At 64.1% G+C, this 17,441-nt stretch carries 13 protein-coding genes; 2 read left to right on the top strand and 11 right to left on the bottom strand.

Annotation, left to right across the window (positions count from 1 at the left end; translation table 11 throughout):
- Window positions 1-94 precede the first annotated feature (94 nt).
- Window positions 95-2,203, top strand: a complete 2,109-nt coding sequence (locus NHH88_08080; GenBank protein ID USX15725.1) for a S9 family peptidase — start codon at window positions 95-97, stop codon at window positions 2,201-2,203.
- 86 nt (window positions 2,204-2,289) lie between these two features.
- Here NHH88_08080 and NHH88_08075 read toward each other — a convergent pair whose 3' ends face one another.
- From NHH88_08075 to NHH88_08040, 8 genes are all read right to left on the bottom strand, one after another.
- Window positions 2,290-4,449, bottom strand: coding sequence for a metallophosphoesterase (locus tag NHH88_08075; protein ID USX15724.1), 2,160 nt, complete (start codon window positions 4,447-4,449; stop codon window positions 2,290-2,292).
- Between the two features lie 117 nt (window positions 4,450-4,566).
- Window positions 4,567-5,658, bottom strand: a complete 1,092-nt coding sequence (locus tag NHH88_08070; protein USX15723.1) for a trypsin-like serine protease — start codon at window positions 5,656-5,658, stop codon at window positions 4,567-4,569.
- Window positions 5,659-5,810: 152 nt separating this feature from the next.
- Window positions 5,811-7,097: an MFS transporter gene (locus NHH88_08065; protein USX15722.1), complete on the bottom strand. Its 1,287-nt coding sequence runs from the start codon at window positions 7,095-7,097 to the stop codon at window positions 5,811-5,813.
- 144 nt (window positions 7,098-7,241) lie between these two features.
- On the bottom strand, window positions 7,242-7,952 hold the full coding sequence (locus tag NHH88_08060) for a BON domain-containing protein (GenBank protein ID USX15721.1): 711 nt from the start codon (window positions 7,950-7,952) through the stop codon (window positions 7,242-7,244).
- A gap of 134 nt (window positions 7,953-8,086) precedes the next feature.
- Window positions 8,087-8,833, bottom strand: a complete 747-nt coding sequence (locus NHH88_08055) for a hypothetical protein (GenBank protein ID USX15720.1) — start codon at window positions 8,831-8,833, stop codon at window positions 8,087-8,089.
- A 164-nt stretch (window positions 8,834-8,997) separates the two neighbouring features.
- Window positions 8,998-10,698, bottom strand: a complete 1,701-nt coding sequence (locus NHH88_08050) for a hypothetical protein (protein ID USX15719.1) — start codon at window positions 10,696-10,698, stop codon at window positions 8,998-9,000.
- Window positions 10,699-10,743: 45 nt separating this feature from the next.
- The gene (locus NHH88_08045; protein ID USX15718.1) at window positions 10,744-11,343 is read right to left on the bottom strand and encodes a short chain dehydrogenase; all 600 of its coding nucleotides are present in this window, start codon (window positions 11,341-11,343) and stop codon (window positions 10,744-10,746) included.
- Window positions 11,344-11,353: 10 nt separating this feature from the next.
- Window positions 11,354-11,953 (bottom strand): short chain dehydrogenase, encoded by a 600-nt coding sequence (locus NHH88_08040; GenBank protein ID USX15717.1) that lies wholly within the window; start codon window positions 11,951-11,953, stop codon window positions 11,354-11,356.
- A gap of 101 nt (window positions 11,954-12,054) precedes the next feature.
- On the opposite strand from NHH88_08040, the gene NHH88_08035 reads away from it, so the two are divergent.
- The gene (locus NHH88_08035; GenBank protein USX15716.1) at window positions 12,055-12,990 is read left to right on the top strand and encodes a LysR family transcriptional regulator; all 936 of its coding nucleotides are present in this window, start codon (window positions 12,055-12,057) and stop codon (window positions 12,988-12,990) included.
- Between the two features lie 117 nt (window positions 12,991-13,107).
- Here the strand turns inward: NHH88_08035 and NHH88_08030 are convergent, their stop codons facing one another.
- From NHH88_08030 to NHH88_08020, 3 genes are read right to left on the bottom strand one after another with little or no spacing between them, the layout of a single operon-like run.
- Window positions 13,108-14,562, bottom strand: a complete 1,455-nt coding sequence (locus tag NHH88_08030; GenBank protein ID USX15715.1) for an efflux transporter outer membrane subunit — start codon at window positions 14,560-14,562, stop codon at window positions 13,108-13,110.
- Window positions 14,563-14,605: 43 nt separating this feature from the next.
- Window positions 14,606-16,231, bottom strand: a complete 1,626-nt coding sequence (locus NHH88_08025; protein USX15714.1) for a DHA2 family efflux MFS transporter permease subunit — start codon at window positions 16,229-16,231, stop codon at window positions 14,606-14,608.
- 11 nt (window positions 16,232-16,242) lie between these two features.
- A complete protein-coding gene (locus tag NHH88_08020; GenBank protein ID USX15713.1) occupies window positions 16,243-17,430 on the bottom strand; it encodes an HlyD family secretion protein in 1,188 nt (395 codons plus the stop codon).
- Window positions 17,431-17,441 lie beyond the last annotated feature (11 nt).

The raw sequence follows: 17,441 nt of genomic DNA, 5'->3' as shown, positions 1-17,441 counted from the left end.
TAACGCGAGCCAAACGCAAGGCCCGCAGAAACTTGATTGACAGCAACCGCAGTTTTGGCGACTATCGTCGTTTTGTCTTTTTAACGACCACGCCATGACCCGACCGCGCCTCTCTCTACTTGCCCTGCTCCTTTCCGCCGCGCTCGCCGGCCACGCCCTGGCTGCCGACACGCCCGCTAAACGCGCGATCACCCACGAGGACGTGTGGCTGATGAAGCGGGTCGGCGCGCCGACCGCCAGCCCGGACGGCAAGTGGGCCGTGTTCGCCGTCACCGATCCCGCTTACGACAGCAAGGAGCAATGGTCGGACCTGTGGATCAAATCGCTGACCGACGACACGCCGGCGCGCCGCCTGACCTTCAGCAAAGGCGGCGAAGGCGCGCTGAACTGGTCGCCGGACAGCCGCCAACTGGTCTTCGTGGCCAAGCGCGACGGCGACGACACCGGCCAGATCTACCGCATCGACGTGGCGGCCGGCGGCGAGGCCCAGCGCCTGACCACCCTCACCCTGGGCGCGCGCCAGCCGAAGTTCAGCCCGGACGGCAAGCAGCTGTTGTTCGTCAGCGATATCTTCCCCGGCGCGACCGGCGAGGACGACATCAAGAAAATCGCCAAGGAACGCAAGGACCGCAAATACAACGTGCGGGCTTACGAGAGCTTCCCGCCGCGCTTCTTCGACAAGTGGCTCGACGACAAGCAGGTGCGCCTGTTCGTGATGGAGGCGGCGGTTGGTGCCAAGCCGCGCGACCTGCTGTCGGGCACCAAGCTGGCCGCGCTGCCGGGCTTCGGCGGCGGCCAGGGCGACGAGGGCCAGTCGCTCGACGCGATCTGGTCGCAGGACGGCAAGGAGGTTGTTTTCCCCGCGTCGACCAATCGCGACGAGGCGGCGCGCGCGGCAGGCTACACGCAAATCTTCTCGATACCCGCCGCCGGCGGCGAAGCGCAACAGCTGACGCGCGACAAGCACAGCTACCGCGCGCTCAAGTTCAGCAAGGACGGCAAGACCTTGTTCAGCCTGACCGAGGCCGAGGAGCCGGGCAAGGTCTACGACGTCACCCGCATCGCCAGCTTCGCCTGGCCGATCGCCGATCCGGCGCCGAAGATACTCACGGCGTCGCTGGACCGTTCGATCTCGCGCTTCGTGCTGCCGGACGGCAGCAACCGCGTGGTGTTCAGCTTCGAGCACGCGGGCCTTGAGCAACTGCATTCGACTAACTATTCGGGCGGCGACCTGCGCGCCGAGCCGTCGCTGCCGACCGGTTCGATCGGCTCGCTGAACGCCGGCGGCAAGGCCGTGGTCGGCGTGTGGGAATCGGCCATCAACCCGCCCGAGGTGTACGCCTTCGGCAACGGCGCGCCCAAGCGTCTGACCGCGTTCAACACCGAGCGCGCGGCCGCCATCGACTGGCAGGCGCCCGAGCATTTCTGGTTCAAGGCCAGCGACGGACGCATGATCCACAACATGATCGTCAAGCCGGCCGGCTTCGATCCGGCGAAAAAATATCCGCTGTTCGCGGTGATCCACGGCGGCGCGGCCAATATGTGGCGCGACCAGTTCGTGCTGCGCTGGAACTACCACCTGCTGGCACAGCCGGGCTATGTGGTGCTGCTGACCGACTACAAGGGTTCGACCGGCTACGGCGAGGAATTCGCGCGCGCGATCCAGGGCGATCCGCTGAAGGGGCCGGGCGACGAAGTCAACGAGGCGGTCGACGAGGCGGTGCGCAAGTACAGCTTCGTCGATGGCGCCAGGCTGGCGGCGGGCGGCGCCAGCTACGGCGGCCATTTGGCCAACTGGCTGCAGGCGACCACCACGCGCTACAAGGCGATCGTGTCGCACGCGGGCGAAATGGATCTGGTGATGCAATGGGGCACCAGCGACAGCATCTTCGGGCGCGAGGTCAACAGCGGCGGGCCGGTGTGGGGCAATTTGCCGGTGTGGCGCGAGCAAAGCCCGGTGATGCAGGCGGGGAATCATGAGAAAGGTACGGGGTTCAAAACGCCGATTTTGATCTCGGTGGGCGAGCTGGACTATCGCGTGCCGGCCAATAATGCGTTGATGAATTTCGCGACGCAGCAACGCTTGAATGTGCCGAGCAAGCTGCTGGTGTTCCCGGACGAGAACCACTGGATTTTGAAGGGGGATAACAGCCGGTACTTCTACAGTGAAGTACACGGCTGGCTGGCGAAGTATTTGAAATAAAACCCGCACGCTTTTGCCGCGACGCCAGCTTCGCCGCTTAGGGGTCGTACCCGTTGGGTACGACCCCGCATGGGGGTGCGGGTTCCTTAATTGAAACTCAACCCCGTGGCACTGGTATTGGTCAATGTCTTGGCCTTCAGGTCGATACGGAAGCTGTCGCTCGGCTTGCCCGACCCCAGCCCCTTCAGAATCCCGAACACCTGCTTGAACTGATACTGGAACAGCACGTTCACCGGGTTTTGATCCGACGGCAAATCGCCGATCTTCACAATGGCCGCCGGCGATGCCGGGAACGCCGCCATCAGCACCTTGTACTGCGCCACCCGCTGCGCGCCCATGTCGCGCAACGCCAGCTCACCCGCATACACCGTGCGGTGGAAGTCGCCATAGAACTCGTACGCGCTGATCTTGGCGAAATCATCCAGCTTCAAATTCGCCGCCGACGCCAGCTGCTCGGCCTTGGCCGTAGCCGCCGCCCAGTCCGCCGTCAACTGACTCGCCGCCACGCCGCCCTCGGCCGCAGTCCCCTTGGCGGCACAGGCAGCCGTCAAAGGCAGCACACCCGGATTGTCCTTCAGCTGCGCCAAGGTCACCTTGGTCTGCAACTGCGACAAAATCAGCATTTGGCGCGCGTCCAGCGAAGTCGCCGCCTGCTTCATTTCGCACGGCCAGTACTCGTCCATGAACCGCAGGCGCGACAACTCGCCGAAGTAGGTGCGGGTGAATTCGCCATACGAGCGGGTGTCGAGAATATTGCGGTTCCAGCGCTTGGCGACGTCGCCGGCCAGCACGCTGCCCTGCAGGTAGTCGTACTCGGTCTGGTACAACGGGAACAGCTCGTTATAGCGCGCCACGTTGTTGAGGCCAACCGTCTGCACATCGACCAGCTCCTTGCTCTGGTAGCTGACGATCTTGTAGGCGGCGCCAAACACCGCCAACGACGGCGACTGCACGTTGACCAGGTAGTTGCCGGCGGCATCCTGGTAATCGTTGGTGCCGTTGAAGTGCATGTGGCCGCCCATGTGCAGCGGCAGGCCGGTCGCGGCCAGCGCCTTGGTGGTGGCCGCGTCGGGCACGCGCGCGGTCTGGAAGGCGCCCGGCTTGAACACCGCCTTCATCGCGTCGGTCTGGTTGGCGTAGAAGTCCATCGTCGGATAGTGCGAGAACGCCATCAGCTGCTTGCCCTGCGCCTTGGCGCGCGCGGCCACCGACTTGATCCACTCCATCTGATGGATCTTGTGCGTGGTCACCTTGTTCCAACCGGCGTTGCCGGCATTGTCGAAGCCGGCGAAGGCGGTCGGATTGGCCGGGTCGAACTTGCCATTGGGGACGTGGACGTTCGCGTCGACCGCCAGCAGCCACAAGCCCTTGACCGGTTCGACCAGGTAGCTGGCGTCGATAATGTTGGTGCAGCGCGTGTAGGATTTACCCAGCTTGGTTTCACCGGCGGCCTTGTAGCTGCCGCCCTCGCCTTCCGCGCAGATCTCGAACTGGCGCTTGTTCAGCGCGGACGAGGCCGACGCAGCGTCGAAGCTGTATTTGCCGTCGGCGTATTTGCTGAACGGCGTCTCCCAATAGACGTCTGACCTGTTCGGCATGTAGCCGAAGTCGCCGAGCTTGGTGAGCAGGCGCTCGTAGCCCTGCTCGGTCAGCTGGGCGGTGCAGACCACGGTCGGGTCCTTGGCCTTGCAGGCGGCGTTGTTGGGCGCGTAGATCTTTTGTTCCTTGCCGTCGCGCGTGAGGAAGTCGTTCTTGCCGGCCTCATCGTCGTCATACGGCTCGTTAGGGTCGTGATTGCCCGGTGCGATGAAGAAGCGCATGCCCTTGGCCTGGTACTCGCGCAGGATGTCGGCCAGGCCGTCGATGTTGATCGGCTGGGCATCGTCGGAGATATCGCCGGGCAGCGCGACCAGGCGGATGTTCTTGCCGTATGCGTCGTCGAGCGCGGCGCGGAAGGCGAAATAGTTTTCGTTGAACAAACGGGTGGACGTCAGCTGCGCGTACATCGTGCGGATGGTGGCGTTCCTGCCGTCCTTGGTGGGGATGCCGGAGAACTGGCTGCTTTTGAAGTCGCCATAGATGTTCTCGAAGTGCACGTCGCTCATGAAGGCGACGGGGGTGGAGGTGTAGCCGTCGGCCGGGATCGGGTCGGTGGCGGGTACGCTGTCGCTGCCGCATGCGGATAACAGCGACATCATGGCGGCGGCCGCGATCAGCGGCCGCCGGGCGTTCAAGGCATTGCGCATGCAATCTCCATCAGTCTGTTTTGGGTGGTGCGCATTGTGGCACCCCGGTGTGACAGGCTGATTACATGACAACGCGAGGAAGACGGACGGCGGCCGTGGCCGCCGTCCGTGGTGTCGTCAAGCCTGCGACGTCAACTTGCGGCGGCGCGCCACGCCCACCATCGCCAGGCCGGCCAGCAGCATGGCGTAGGTTTCCGGTTCCGGCACCGCCGTCACCGCGTTGATCCACGCCACGTGCGAGTAGATGGCGGTGGAGCCGGACAGGTCGCCATAGCTGGACCCGTTTTTAGGCGCGTTGTCGCAGCCGCTCAGGCCGAGATCGGCGCAGGCGCTGTCGCCGCCCCAGCCCCACGAGTGAACGCCCGACAATAGCCATTCCGAGCCGTTCCAGACGAAATCGCCGCCGCCGGAGTCGCCACCGGCGATCAACGACTCGATGGTGCCCAGGCCGGTGCCGCTGGTCCAGGCGCCGCCGATGGCATCGCCGATGCGCCCGATGGTGTTCAGGGCGGCGCTGCCGTTGTCGAAATCGCTCATGTAGGTGGCGCCGGGTGCGTAGTAGCTGGGATCGTCGGGGCCGTAGCCGGCAGCCGGGTAGTAGGCCGCGTTGAATTCCTGGCTGACGACGTCGAAGGTGTTGTAGCCGTAGTGCCCCCAGGCGGCATCGTTCCAGTTGGTGGGGGTGTTGACGTCGGCGCTGTTGGTCGTACCGTAGCCAGCCATCAGGAAGTCCTTGCCGACGTCGTTGGTGGTGCTGAGCTTGTAGCCCTTGATGCCGGTGACGACGCTGTCGAGTTTAAGGATGGCGATGTCGGCGCCGGTGTCGAGCGAGCCGTTCCAGGCCTTGTGGACGATGGCGTTGCCAACGGAAACATTGCGGGTGACGGCCGCGCTGCCGTTGGCATAGCCGAACTGCACGGTCATCTTGCTGAAGTCGTCGGCGCAATGGGCGGCGGTGACCACGTACTGGCCGCCGGCCAGCAGCGAGCCGGAGCAGGCATAGTTGCCATCGGGCGTGGTGAAGCTCAGTTTTGCGACGCCGTCCAGCGCGCCGGCCACGCCATTGAAGGTCATGCCCGGGGTGAAGCGCCAATTGCTGGGGTCCGAAGTATTACCGGTCTGCGGCGTCGGAGCGGCTTGGGCAGCGCCGGCGCTCAACGCGGCGGCGATGGCCATCAGCTTGAAGTGTTTGGACTGCATGAAATTCATATCGATCCTTCCGCAATAGGTATTTTTAAAGTGCCTCTCCCTGTATTTCACCCTTCCCGGACCGGCCTTGGCATACCCGCGCGTCCCGGCAAAGTGGCACAAATGACAATATCATAATGCACTATTGCGGCGCAACATTGTTATGAAAATATTTACGCTTCGACTGGGCGCGGCGCCGTCCGCCGGATCAGCAAAATGACGCCGGCGGCCACCAGACAGGCCGCGCCCGCCGCGAACAGCGCCGGGTTATACGTCAGCATCATGGTGCGCACCCTGCCCGCGCCCCACGCCGCCACCGCAGCGCCCAACTGATGCCCCGCGAACACCCAACCGAACACCATCCCCGCCCGCTCCCTGCCGAAGGTGGAAGCCACCAGCCGCACCGTCGGCGGCACTGTGGCGATCCAGTCCAGCCCGTAAAACATCGCGAACAACGACAAGCCATAAAACGTAAACTCCGAATACGGCAACCAGAACAAGGACAACCCGCGCAGGCCGTAATACATGAACAGCAGCTTGCGGTTGTCGTAGCGGTCCGACAGCCAGCCGGAGCCGATGGTGCCAACCAGATCGAACGCCCCCATCATCGCCAGCACCGACGCGGCCGGCACTGCGGCCAGTCCGGCGTCGCCGCACAGCGAAATGAAGTGCGTCTGGATCAGGCCGTTGGTGCTGAGCCCGCAAATGAAGAAGGTGCCGAACAATATCCAGAACACCCGATTGCCGGCGACGCTGGCGAGCACCTTGAACGGCGTCGCGAACGTGATGTGCATAGTCGGCGTCGGCGGCGCGACTTCCGTCCCCGGCGCGGCGCCGTAGGGAGTGAGGCCGAGTTCATTCGGCCGGTTGCGCATCAACAGCAGCACCAGCACGGCGGCCAGGGCGCAGGCGGCGAACACGGGAATGACGGCCATGCGCCAGCCGAAGCGTTCGATCAGCCAGGCGCCCACCGGCAGGAAGACCAGCTGGCCGGTGGCCGAACTGGCGGTGAGCATGCCCACCACCAAGCCCCGGTGGCTGTCGAACCAGCGGTTGGAGACGATGGCGCTGAGCACCAGGGCGGTCATGCCCGAACCGATGCCGAGCATGATCCCCCAGAACAGCACCAGGTGCCAGAACTGCGTCATTTGCGTGGCCATCGCCATGCCGGCGGCCACCAGGGTCAGCGCTGTGACGACCACGTGGCGCAGGCCGAAGCGTTCCATCAGGATGGCGGCGAACGGTCCCATCAAACCGAACAACACGAAGCGCACGGCCAGGGCGGACGAGATCTGCTCGACATTCCAGCCGAACTCCGTGGCCAGCGGTTGCAGCAGCGCGCCCGGCAGGCCGAGCGCCGCCGACGAGGTCAGCCCCGTCAGAAAGGTGACGGCGACGATCACCCACGAGTAATGCAGGCCGCGCCGCCGCAGCCAGTTGGAAAGCGATAGTGCGAACATGATGCTCCTTGCAATGACTATGAGGCGACGAAGCGGCAAGCCCGCGCTGTCGGCGCATTTTAAATTATGGTCATAATGAATGCAAGGAAAAGAAAGGGGCCTCCTCGGAGGCCCCGATCAGGGGAAGTTACAGCCAGCTACAGCTTATTTGATGCGCAGCGAGCTCTTCACGTCGGTGACGCCTTTGACATTACGTGCCACGTCGACAGCTTTGTCCGCTTCGGTCTGCGATGGCACGAAGCCGCTCAGCACCACGGCGCCGTTGTTGGTTTCAACTTTGACGTCCAGCGATTTGAGCGCTGGTTCGGCCATCAGTTCGGTTTTGACCTTGGTGGTGATCACGGTGTCGGCGACAGCGTCCTTGGCCAGCTCGGTTTTCGATTTGGCTTCGCACGATGCCTTGTCGGTGCCGGTCATGGCGCTACAGTCGATGCCGGTCTGGGCGACGTCGGCGGCATCCTTGCCGGCCTTGGCGGCGTTGACGGCCGCGACCTGCTGCGACTTGGCGGTGCTCACGCAGCTATCCTTGGCGTTGCCGTCCAGCGTGTCGCACTTTTCCTTGGCCAGGCCGTACTGGGCGTCGGCCAGTTCGATGCGGGCTTTTTCGATCGATTTTTTATCGTTCTTGTACTGCATCGTGGCGTTGGCTTCGGCCGTCGCGCGGGCCACTTTGGCCTGCTCTTCGCACACGTCCTTGGCGTTGCCGGACTGCGCGTCGCAGGCGGACTTGGCGGTCTTGTAATCGTTGGCAGCTTTGTTGGTGGCTGCCTTGTAGGCCACCGTGTCGTTGGCGGGGGTGGCGGCGAAACTGGCGCTGGCCGCACCGGCCATGACCAGGAAGAGGAGCTTGTTCATGATGTGTCCCTTTGTTGTGGTGGTTGATGGACACATTAAACGCCGACAGCAGAGAAAGCTCTGTGCGGGAACGAACAGAGTTGGGGAATTGCTATTTCGTGACTATGAACAACACCGGCGTGACTTCGATGTCGCTAGCGCTGCAACGACGCCTGGCGCAGGCCTTGGCGTGCATCCTGGCGCGCGTCCTGGTTCAGCAAACCTTTTTGCCACAGGCTGCTCGCCTGCTCGAACAGGGGCAGCTCGGCGGCGAAGGCATCGCCGGTCGGCGCCAGTTGCAGCCACTCCATGGTGGTGTGCGAACCGACAACCGGGCTGGCCGAAGACGGTTGACGCACCTGGCGCATCCATGCGGCGACGGCGCCGTACTGTTCCGGATGGCGCTGTTGTATCCATGCGAGCGCGGCCAGGTCGGCGAAGCCTTCCTCGCGGCGGGTCTGCTCCAGTTCCTGCGCCTGCGCCTGGTCGTTCGGCGCGTTGTGGCTGTGCTCGGCGTGTTCCTCGAAACCGGCCGGCATCTCGTGCCACTGGCCCTGCACGTAGCGCCAGCAATGGCCCACTTCGTGCGCGAACATCGCCTCGATCATCAGCGGCCGTTGCTCGGCCGGCACGCTCGCCAGGACATCCTCGACGTTGGTCCGGTCGCGCATCGTCAGCACCAGCTTGCAACGTCCATCTTGAAAGCCCAGCGCCAGCGGCACGTCGGTCGGCTTGCCCGTAGGCTGGACGATGATGTCGATCGGCAGTTTGAGTTCTGCCTTGGCGTACTTCAGCATGGCCGATCCGGCGGTGAGCCAGCGGATTTCCATGTCGGTCAGCGACGCTGCGGAAGCGAAGCTGGAAGACAACAACAGCAGGGAGATGAGTAGGCGAGTGATCATGATTTGGTTTCCTTAAACCAACTTTATCACGACCACGGAAACTTTTATTGCCGTACGGAAGTATTTTTCTACGTAGACGAAGTGTAACTATTTGTTTGAAACGCCATTGTGTAAGCGTTATTGCAACGGGGGCCGAACGGTCCCCGTTTGAGGAAGGTAAGGACTTACTTCGCCAGCAGGCCTTGCGCCGTCTTGAACTCCGGACGGATATCGTTCGGCACGGATTTCATTTTATCCAACGCTTTTTGCACATCGGGACGGATGACGACATACTTGGTCATCATCTCCTTGGCGCGCGCATAGTCGCCGGTGGCCTCGATGGTGAGGAATTCGCGGTCGAGATCGGTGACGGCGGACTTGATCTTTTTGAAGTCAACGGCGAAGGTGCCGTCGCCGTGCGACACGAAACCACCCTTGTCGAGAAGATAATTCACCTGGATCGCCATGCCGCGCGCATGCGAATCGGTCAGGCCAAAGTGCAAGGTGCGGAAGGCCGACGCCAGGAAGGTGGTGTACAGCTTGCGTTCGGCCGCCTCGCCCTGCCCCAGGGTGCCGGCCAACTGGCCCTTGTCCATCATGTAGGCCAGCACGTACAGGCCGGTGATGTCGGCCTTGGCTTCCTCGATGGTCGAATAGGCTTCCTTCAGGTCCTGGCGCGGCGTCGATTCCTTGCCGTCCACCTTGGTAACGTGCGGTCCCAGGCCGTGGGTGATTTCATGCGCAAGGATGTGCGTGAAGAACGAGTCGAAATCGACATCCTTCTGATCGGCCGGCTTGAGCACCAGCTTGGAAATCGGCGTCAACGTGGATTTGAACTTGGCTTGCTGCACATTTTTGAGCATCACACGCTTGGAGCCGCGCTGGCTGATGATGCGCTCGTCGTTGGGCAGATTGTAGGCGGCCGTCTGCACGCCCATGTTGCCGTCGCCGGCGCCGTACACCTGGTTGACCACCACCATCGGCGCGATGGCGCCGACCTTGGGATTGCGGTACTGCGCGTCGAGCGGCAGGTTGTCTTCCAGCTCCTGCATGTGCTTGGCGAAGAAGTCGAGCTTTTGCGTCTCCTTCTGGTCGCGGATATTGACGTAAGCCTCGAACGCGGCCTTGTAGCCGAACAGCTCGTCGTTATACGTCTCGTACGGGCCGATGGTGACGTCGACCGGCGCATCCAAATCCATCCAGGCGAAGTCGGAGGCCAGGTAATCATTGCTCAGGAAAGCGTCGGCGCGCAGCTCGAGGAACTTCTTCAGCGACGCGTTGTCGGTCGCGGCGGCCGCTTGCTTGAGCAGCGCGGCGGCCTGCTGCAATTCGGCCTTGTATTCGTCGGAGTATTTGACGGTGGTGAACTGGCCGTCGGCGTTGCGGCGTATCGTCGTGAAGAACCACTGCGCCTGTTCCTTGTCGATCGCCGGCAAGGCGTTCATCCACGTCTCCAGCTGGGCCTTGCTGGCGTCGGCCGGATAAAAATTGCCGCCCTCGGGCTTCTTGGCCGGAATCTTGATGCCGTCGATCTCGGCCGGCAGGAACGATTCATGGCTGTCGAGGATCGACCACGGTCCCTTGTTGAGCCAGAAGTAGCTCAGACGCGCCTGGCCCAGCGGCGTCTTGTCCTTCTTCAGCGCCGCCCACAGCGCCTCGTTGCCGGCCCAGCGCTGGCGCAGTTGCAGCACATCGATGATCTTGGCCGCTTCGATCAGTTTGACGATGGCCTTCTTGTCACCGGCGGAGAGTTTGCTGGTGTCGGCGGTCAGCGCGATCGGCGCGTACCGCTTGCTCATTTTGTTCAGGTCGGCAACGTCGGCCGGCGCGGCGCAGGCGGCGGCGCAGGCGAGCGCCAACGCCAATGGGAGCAGGATTTTTTTCATTCGAACCTCGGGTGGAGTGAGGGTCACATTGTAATCCACTCGCCCCTACCAGGCCCGGTACACCTGCCCCGTTTGCGCGCCGTCGACACTGCGCGCGTACGCCAGCGCGGCGCGCTTGCCGGCGATCGGCTCGAAGCCGATAAACAGGGGACCGAACACCGGCATCGACTCCTGCAGCACCGTCGGGCTGACGACGTTGATGCGCAGCCCGCGCGGCAGCTCGATCGCCGCGCCGCGCACGAAGCCCACCACCGCCGCATTGGCCGTGCTGGCCGCCACCGCGCCGCGTATCGGATGATCGGTATCGACGCCGCTGGTCAACGTGATCGAACCGCCGTCGTCCAGATAGTCCCGCGCCACCATCGTCACGTTCACCTGCCCCATCAACTTGCTGTTCAGGCCCACGTTGAAATGCTCCGGCGTGAGCTGGTCGAACGGCCCGACGTGCAGCGCGCCGGCGGCCACCACCACCGCGCCGACCTTGCCGACCCGCGCGAACATCGCCCGCACCTGGGCGATGTCCGCGATGTCGGCCTGATATCGGCCGCTGCGCGTGCCCACGCCGACGATGTCATGCCGCTGTCCCAGTTGTTCGACGACTGCGGAACCGATGGTGCCCACCGCACCGATCACGATCACTTTCATGGCCGCCCCTTTACCAGGCACGATAGACTTGGCCGGTCTGGGCGCCGTCGACGCTACGCGCGTACGACAGCGCCACGCGCTTGCCTGCCGCAGGCTCGAAGCCGATGAAGAACGGGCCATAGCTGTCCATCGATTCCTCCAGCACCGTGGGACTGACGGCGTTGATGCGCAGGCCGCGCGGCAGCTCGATGGCGGCGGCGCGCACGAAGCCCTCCACCGCCGCGTTGACCATCGTCGCGCTGGCGCCGTTGCGGATCGGCTGCTCGGCCACGATACCGCTGGTGAGCGTGATCGACCCGCCGCCGTTCAGATACTCGCGCGCCACCAGCGCCACATTCACCTGCCCCATCAACTTGCTGTTCAGGCCCACGTGGAACTGCTCGGGCGTGAAGTCGGCCAGCGGGCCGAAATGCAGCGAGCCGGCGGCCACCACCACCGCGTCGACCTTGCCGATTTGTTCGAACGCCGCCCGCACCTGGGCGATGTCCGTGAAATCGGCCCGATACTGGCCGCTGCCCGCGCCCACCGTCACGATCTCGTGACGCTTGCCCAATTCCTCCACCACCGATTTGCCCACCGTGCCCGAGGCACCGATAACGACGACTTTCATGATCCACTCCTTGTCTGGTTAAGTACAACCAGTATCGCGGCGATCGCGCCATGAATAAATGAGCTAAGATTAAGTTCATTACAAACATATGGTTAGCAATCATGGACAAGCTGCGCAGCATGGAGATTTTTGTCGCGGTGGTCGATGCCGGCAATTTCACGGCCGCCGCCGACAACTTCAAGATCTCCCCTGTCATGGTCGGCAAGCACATCGCGCAGCTGGAAGCAACGCTCGGGGCGCGCCTGCTCACCCGCACCACGCGGCGCCAAAGCCTGACCGAGATCGGCGCGCAGTATGTCGAGCGATGCCGGGCCATCCTGGCGCAGATCGCCGCCGCCGAAACCGGCGCCGAAGCGATGCGCAGCGTGCCGCGCGGACGGCTCAAGGTCACCGCGCCGGTTTCCTTCGGCACCGAATGGATCGCGCCGGCGATGACGGACTATCTGCGCCGGCATCCCGAGGTGAGTTTGGATTTAAGCCTGAGCGACCGCACGGTCGATCTGGTGGAGGAAGGATATGACGCCGCCATCCGCATCGGCCGGCTGGAGGATTCGACGATGGTGGCGCGGCCGCTGTTCGACTACGCGATGGCGATTTGCGCCAGCCCCGCATACCTGGAAAAACACGGGACGCCGCAAACGCCGGACGACCTTGCGCGGCACGAGTGCCTGGATTTCATGGCGTGGTCGCTCAATATGCGCTGGCGCCTGCAGGGGCAAAACGCCAACCGCAATATCGAGGCCAGCCGCTTCCGCGCCAACAATGGCCAGGCTTTGCGCATGGCCGCGCTACAGGATTTTGGATTGGTGATGCAGGCGGAGGTGCTGCTGGCGCAGGACATCGCCGCCGGCCGGCTGGTGCCGGTGCTATGCGACTACATGCCGACGCCGCGTCCGATGAATCTGGTGTACGCGCGCGACCGGCAAGCCACGCCGAAGCTGACGACGTTCATCGACTTCATCGTCGAACGATTCGGCCCAACCTGGACCCCGGCCACCGCACCAAAAAATCCAACGGAGACACGTAGGGCGGATTAGGCGGAACGCCGTAATCCGCCAAGAGCCGCCGACGACGCATGCATAGCACCGTAGTCTGTTCCCAAACGCTCAGGACCAGCGGCGCACCGCCGCTGGCCTCATCGCGTAACCTTAGAACTAGTTAGCCACCGCCGCCAGCCGCTCCGACGGCTGCCAGCCCGCGCCCAGCGCGCGCGCCACCGACACCGCCGCCAGCAAACGCTGCGTATTGATCTGCACCGCCGCCCGGTCGGCCGTCAGCGCGCTGCGCTGCGCATCCGTCACATCCAGATAGGTCGACACGCCACGCTCGTAGCGCGCACGCGCCACCAGATACCCGCGCGCCGCCGCCACCTGCGATGCCGACTGCGCCTCGCCCTGCAACTGGCGCTGCTGCACATCCGACAGTGCATCCTCCACTTCGCGCAAGGCCGTCAGCAACGTGGTCTGGTGATTGGCCAGCGCCTCCTCGTAGCGCGCCTTGGCGATGGCCAGGTTGGCCTTGTTGCGGCCACCGTCGAAGATCGGCAGCGACAATGCCAGCGGACCGGCGCTGAACTGGCGCGCACTGCCCTCGCCCAGCTTGCGCAGGCTCTCCGACGCGTAACCGAAATTGCCGGTCAATGTCAGCGTCGGATAGAACGCGCCTTCGGCCACGCCGATCTGCGCGTTGGTCGCGCGCAGGTTCGCCACGCTACCCGCCAAATCAGGACGCTGCGCCAGCAGGCTGGCCGGCAGGCCGACCGGAATCGCCGGTGGCTGCGGCAGCGCGGCCGGATTCGTATTGGCCGCCGTCAGCATCGCCGACGGCGAAGCGCCGACCAGGGTCGCCAGGCTATGTTCCAGCAGGTTGCGCTGACGCTGCACTTCCTGCAGATCGGATTTAGCGTTCGCATACTCGATGCGCGCGCGCGATACATCCAGCTCGTTCGACAGGCCGGCATCGAAGCGCGCCGTCACCAGCTCCTCGCTCTCGCGGCGCGTATCGAGCGCGCCCTTCAGGATCGCGATCTCGGCATCCAGCCCGCGCAGCTGCCAATAGGTCGTCGCCAACTGCGACGACAGCACCAGCAGCACGCCATCGCGGTCCGCCTCGGCCACCAGCGCCTGCGCGTCGGACGCCTCGACCAGACGGCGCACGCGGCCCAACAGATCGAGCTCGTACGACATCGACGCGCCGACCGTGTAGTTGTTACCCTTGATCGAACGCCCGCCCAGCGCCAGCCCCTGCGAGGTTTCTGCCGAGGTGCGCGAGTTGGCCACCGACGTGTTCACGCTCAGCGACGGCTGCTGGCTGGCGCGGCTCACGCCGGCCTGCTCCAGCGCCTGCACCAACCGCTGCGCGGCCGCCTTCACGCTCGGGTTGTCGCGCAGCGCGGTTTGTTCCAGACCGTTCAAGGTCTCGTCGTTGAAGACCGTCCACCACTGGGCCGGCAGATGCGCCTCGCTGGCGCCGGACTGCGGAAGATGGCGGAACGATGCGTCGGCGACGTTTTTCGGCGCGGAGAAATCGCTGCCGACGGTGGCGCAGCCGCTGATGGCCAGGGTGACGGAGACAGCGAGCGTCAGGCGCTTCAAAGCTGAATTGAACATGGTGTTACCTCACAAATTAGTTAGTGTTAGCGCGCGCATCGATTTAGTGCGCGCCGCCGCCGCCACCGCCCGAAGGGGCTTTGACTTTATCCGAGAACCACAGCACGCCGATGCAGGCGAACAGCACCATCGCCACCAGGAAGAAGCCGTCGTTGTAGGCCATCACAAAGGACTCGCGCCGCACGATGCCGTCGACCGCCTTGAGCGCCATGTCCGACGCCGTGCTGGGGTCCATGCCCTGGCCGATGAACGATTGCGTCAGCGCCGCCAGACGCTCCTGCGTCGCCAACGCGAAGTTGGTCACCGACTCGCCGATGCGCTGCGAATGGAAATGCTCGCGCGTCGTCAGCGCCGTCGCCAGCAGGGCGATGCCGATCGAGCCACCCAGGTTGCGGGTCATGTTGATCAGGCTCGATGCCGACGGCATGTCCTTCGGCTGGATGCCGTTCATGGCGAAGTTCGACAACGTCAGCATCACGAAAGGCTGGCCCAGCGCGCGCACCACCTGCGACCACAGTAACTGGTCGTAACCGGTGCTGGCGTCCATATAGGCGTTCATCAGGCACGAACCGCCGAACAGCAGCAGCCCGAAACTGCACAGGATGCGGTTGTCGATCTTGGACGACAGCTTGGCCACGAACGGCATGATGAACAGCTGCGGCAGTCCTGACCACATGATCACTTCACCGATCTGCATCGGCGAGTAGCCGGCGATCTGCCCCAGGTACAGCGGCAGCAGGAACGACGAGCCGTAAAGGCCCATACCCATCGCCATCGACAGCGCGGTGGCGGCGGCGAAATTGCGCTTGCCGTACAGCCCCAGGTTGACGAAAGGCCGCGGGCGCAACGTGCTGTTGACCACCCAGCCAAGCAGGCCGACGATGGACATCGCTGCGAAGGTGATGATGAAGGACGAATCGAACCAGTCCTTGCTGTTGCCCTCTTCCAGGAAGATCGTCAGGCTGCCCAGACCCACGGCCATGAAGGCGATGCCCAGCCAGTCGGCGGTGAGCAACAACGACGGTTGCGACTTTTCCTTTTCCAGGCCAAGCCCGATACCGGCGATCAGCAGCAGGCCTGGCACCCAGTTGATGAAGAAGATCGACGGCCAGCCGTAGATTTCGCTCAGATAGCCGCCCAGGGTCGGGCCCATCGACGGCGCCAGGGTGGCGGTCAGGCCGAAGATGGCCATGCCGGTGGCGCGCTTCGATGGCGGCAGCAACGTCATCACGATGGTCATCGCCATCGGGATGAGCGCGCCGCCTGTGAAGCCTTGCAGCATGCGGAAGGCGATCATGCTCTCGAGGTTCCACGCGAAGCCGCACAACGTGGAGAACACCAGGAACAGCGCGGTAGTTCCCATCATGTAGTTACGCAGGCCGAAAACGCGCGTCAACAGGCCGGTCATCGGAATGATGATGATCTCCGCCACCAGGTAGGCGGTGGCGATCCACGAGCCCTCTTCCTGCGTGGCCGACAGCGCGCCGAGAATATCCTTGAGCGAAGAATTGGTGATCTGGATGTCGAGCACCGCCATGAAGGCGCCCATCATGCCGGCGGCGACGGCCATCCAGGTGCGGGCGGAGACCTTCTCGCTCGGCATGACCGGTGCTTGTGGAGGGGCGGCCTTACTCCCGCCGCCCGGCGTATCGATCGTGGTGCTGGCCATGAAGTGGCTCCTTAGTGCGCCGCGACTTTGGACGGTGCCGCGGCGTGCGCCTTGGCGTCATCCTTCTGCTTCAACGACACTTCGGCGATCGCCGACATGCCCGGCACCAGGCGGCCGTTCAAGGCCTTGATGTCCTCCGGCTTGAACACGATCTTGACCGGCACGCGCTGGACGATCTTGGTGAAGTTACCGGTCGCGTTATCGGCCGGCAGCAGCGCGAACTGCGCGCCCGACGCCGGCGCGAAGCTCTCGACGGTGCCGATCAATTCCTTGCCCGGCATCGCGTCGATGCTGACGTTGACTTCCTGGCCCTTTTGCAGCTCGGCCAACTGGGTTTCCTTGAAGTTCGCGGTCAGCCAAACGTTGTCCTGCACGATGGCGGCGATCTGCTGACCCGGTTGCAGGCGCTGGCCCACCTCGATGGTGCGCTTGCCGATACGGCCGCCGACCGGCGCCAGGATCTGGTTGTAGGCCAGCTGCTGCTGCGCGTCCTTGAGCTGCACGCGCAGCACGTCCACCTGCGCCTTGAGCACGTCGCGCGCCGAACGGGCCGCCGAGATCTGCGCCTTGGCGGCCGAAGCGCTGTCCTTGCGGGCGGCCAGGTCGGCGATGGCGCTGGCGCGGCCGGCGACGGCGGTGTCGAGCTCCGATTTCGAGACGGCCTTCATCTGGCTGTTATACAGCTGGCCGTAACGCTCGGCGTCCTGGTTGGCGCGCACCAACTGCGCCTGCGACTGCGCCACCTGCGCGGCCGAGGCGCTGGCCTGGGCCTGGGTCTGGACGATCTGCGCTTCGGCTTGCACCACCTGCTGCTCGGCGCTGGCGATCTGCGCCCGGATTTGCTCCACTCGCACGCCCTGGTCGAACGGATCGAGTTCGGCGATTACGTCGCCCTCGCGCACGATCTGGTTATCGTCGATCAGCACCTTGGTGACCACGCCGGAAATGCGCGACGACACCGGGGTGACGTGGCCGGCGACGTAGGCGTTTTCCGTCTCGACGAAATAATGGCTGCGGTACCACATGCGTCCGCCGGCGGCCAGGGCGGCGATGGCGATCAGGCCGGCGATAACCAGCACCTTGCGGTTCGGCTTGGCCGGACCGGCGGGCGCCGCCGCAGTCGGGGCGCCGGGAGCGCCAGCGGCCTGTGCTGGTGGCACGGCGCTGAGCACTTTTTGTTGTTCTTGTGGATTGGACATGTGTTGCTCCG

Source organism: Oxalobacteraceae bacterium OTU3CAMAD1 (assembly GCA_024123915.1).
GTDB lineage: Bacteria > Pseudomonadota > Gammaproteobacteria > Burkholderiales > Burkholderiaceae_D > Rugamonas.
This window is presented reverse-complemented; position numbering and strand designations above follow the sequence as displayed.

Bases quoted from the DNA above. Each gene is read 5' to 3' on its own strand.
- NHH88_08075 (USX15724.1), bottom strand. From the start codon at position 4,449: ATGCGCAATGCCTTGAACGCCCGGCGGCCGCTGATCGCGGCCGCCGCC.
- NHH88_08080 (USX15725.1), top strand. From the start codon at position 95: ATGACCCGACCGCGCCTCTCTCTACTTGCCCTGCTCCTTTCCGCCGCG.
- NHH88_08050 (USX15719.1), bottom strand. From the start codon at position 10,698: ATGAAAAAAATCCTGCTCCCATTGGCGTTGGCGCTCGCCTGCGCCGCC.
- NHH88_08045 (USX15718.1), bottom strand. From the start codon at position 11,343: ATGAAAGTGATCGTGATCGGTGCGGTGGGCACCATCGGTTCCGCAGTC.
- NHH88_08055 (USX15720.1), bottom strand. From the start codon at position 8,833: ATGATCACTCGCCTACTCATCTCCCTGCTGTTGTTGTCTTCCAGCTTC.
- NHH88_08030 (USX15715.1), bottom strand. From the start codon at position 14,562: ATGTTCAATTCAGCTTTGAAGCGCCTGACGCTCGCTGTCTCCGTCACC.
- NHH88_08025 (USX15714.1), bottom strand. From the start codon at position 16,231: ATGGCCAGCACCACGATCGATACGCCGGGCGGCGGGAGTAAGGCCGCC.
- NHH88_08060 (USX15721.1), bottom strand. From the start codon at position 7,952: ATGAACAAGCTCCTCTTCCTGGTCATGGCCGGTGCGGCCAGCGCCAGT.
- NHH88_08040 (USX15717.1), bottom strand. From the start codon at position 11,953: ATGAAAGTCGTCGTTATCGGTGCCTCGGGCACGGTGGGCAAATCGGTG.
- NHH88_08020 (USX15713.1), bottom strand. From the start codon at position 17,430: ATGTCCAATCCACAAGAACAACAAAAAGTGCTCAGCGCCGTGCCACCA.
- NHH88_08035 (USX15716.1), top strand. From the start codon at position 12,055: ATGGACAAGCTGCGCAGCATGGAGATTTTTGTCGCGGTGGTCGATGCC.
- NHH88_08065 (USX15722.1), bottom strand. From the start codon at position 7,097: ATGTTCGCACTATCGCTTTCCAACTGGCTGCGGCGGCGCGGCCTGCAT.
- NHH88_08070 (USX15723.1), bottom strand. From the start codon at position 5,658: ATGAATTTCATGCAGTCCAAACACTTCAAGCTGATGGCCATCGCCGCC.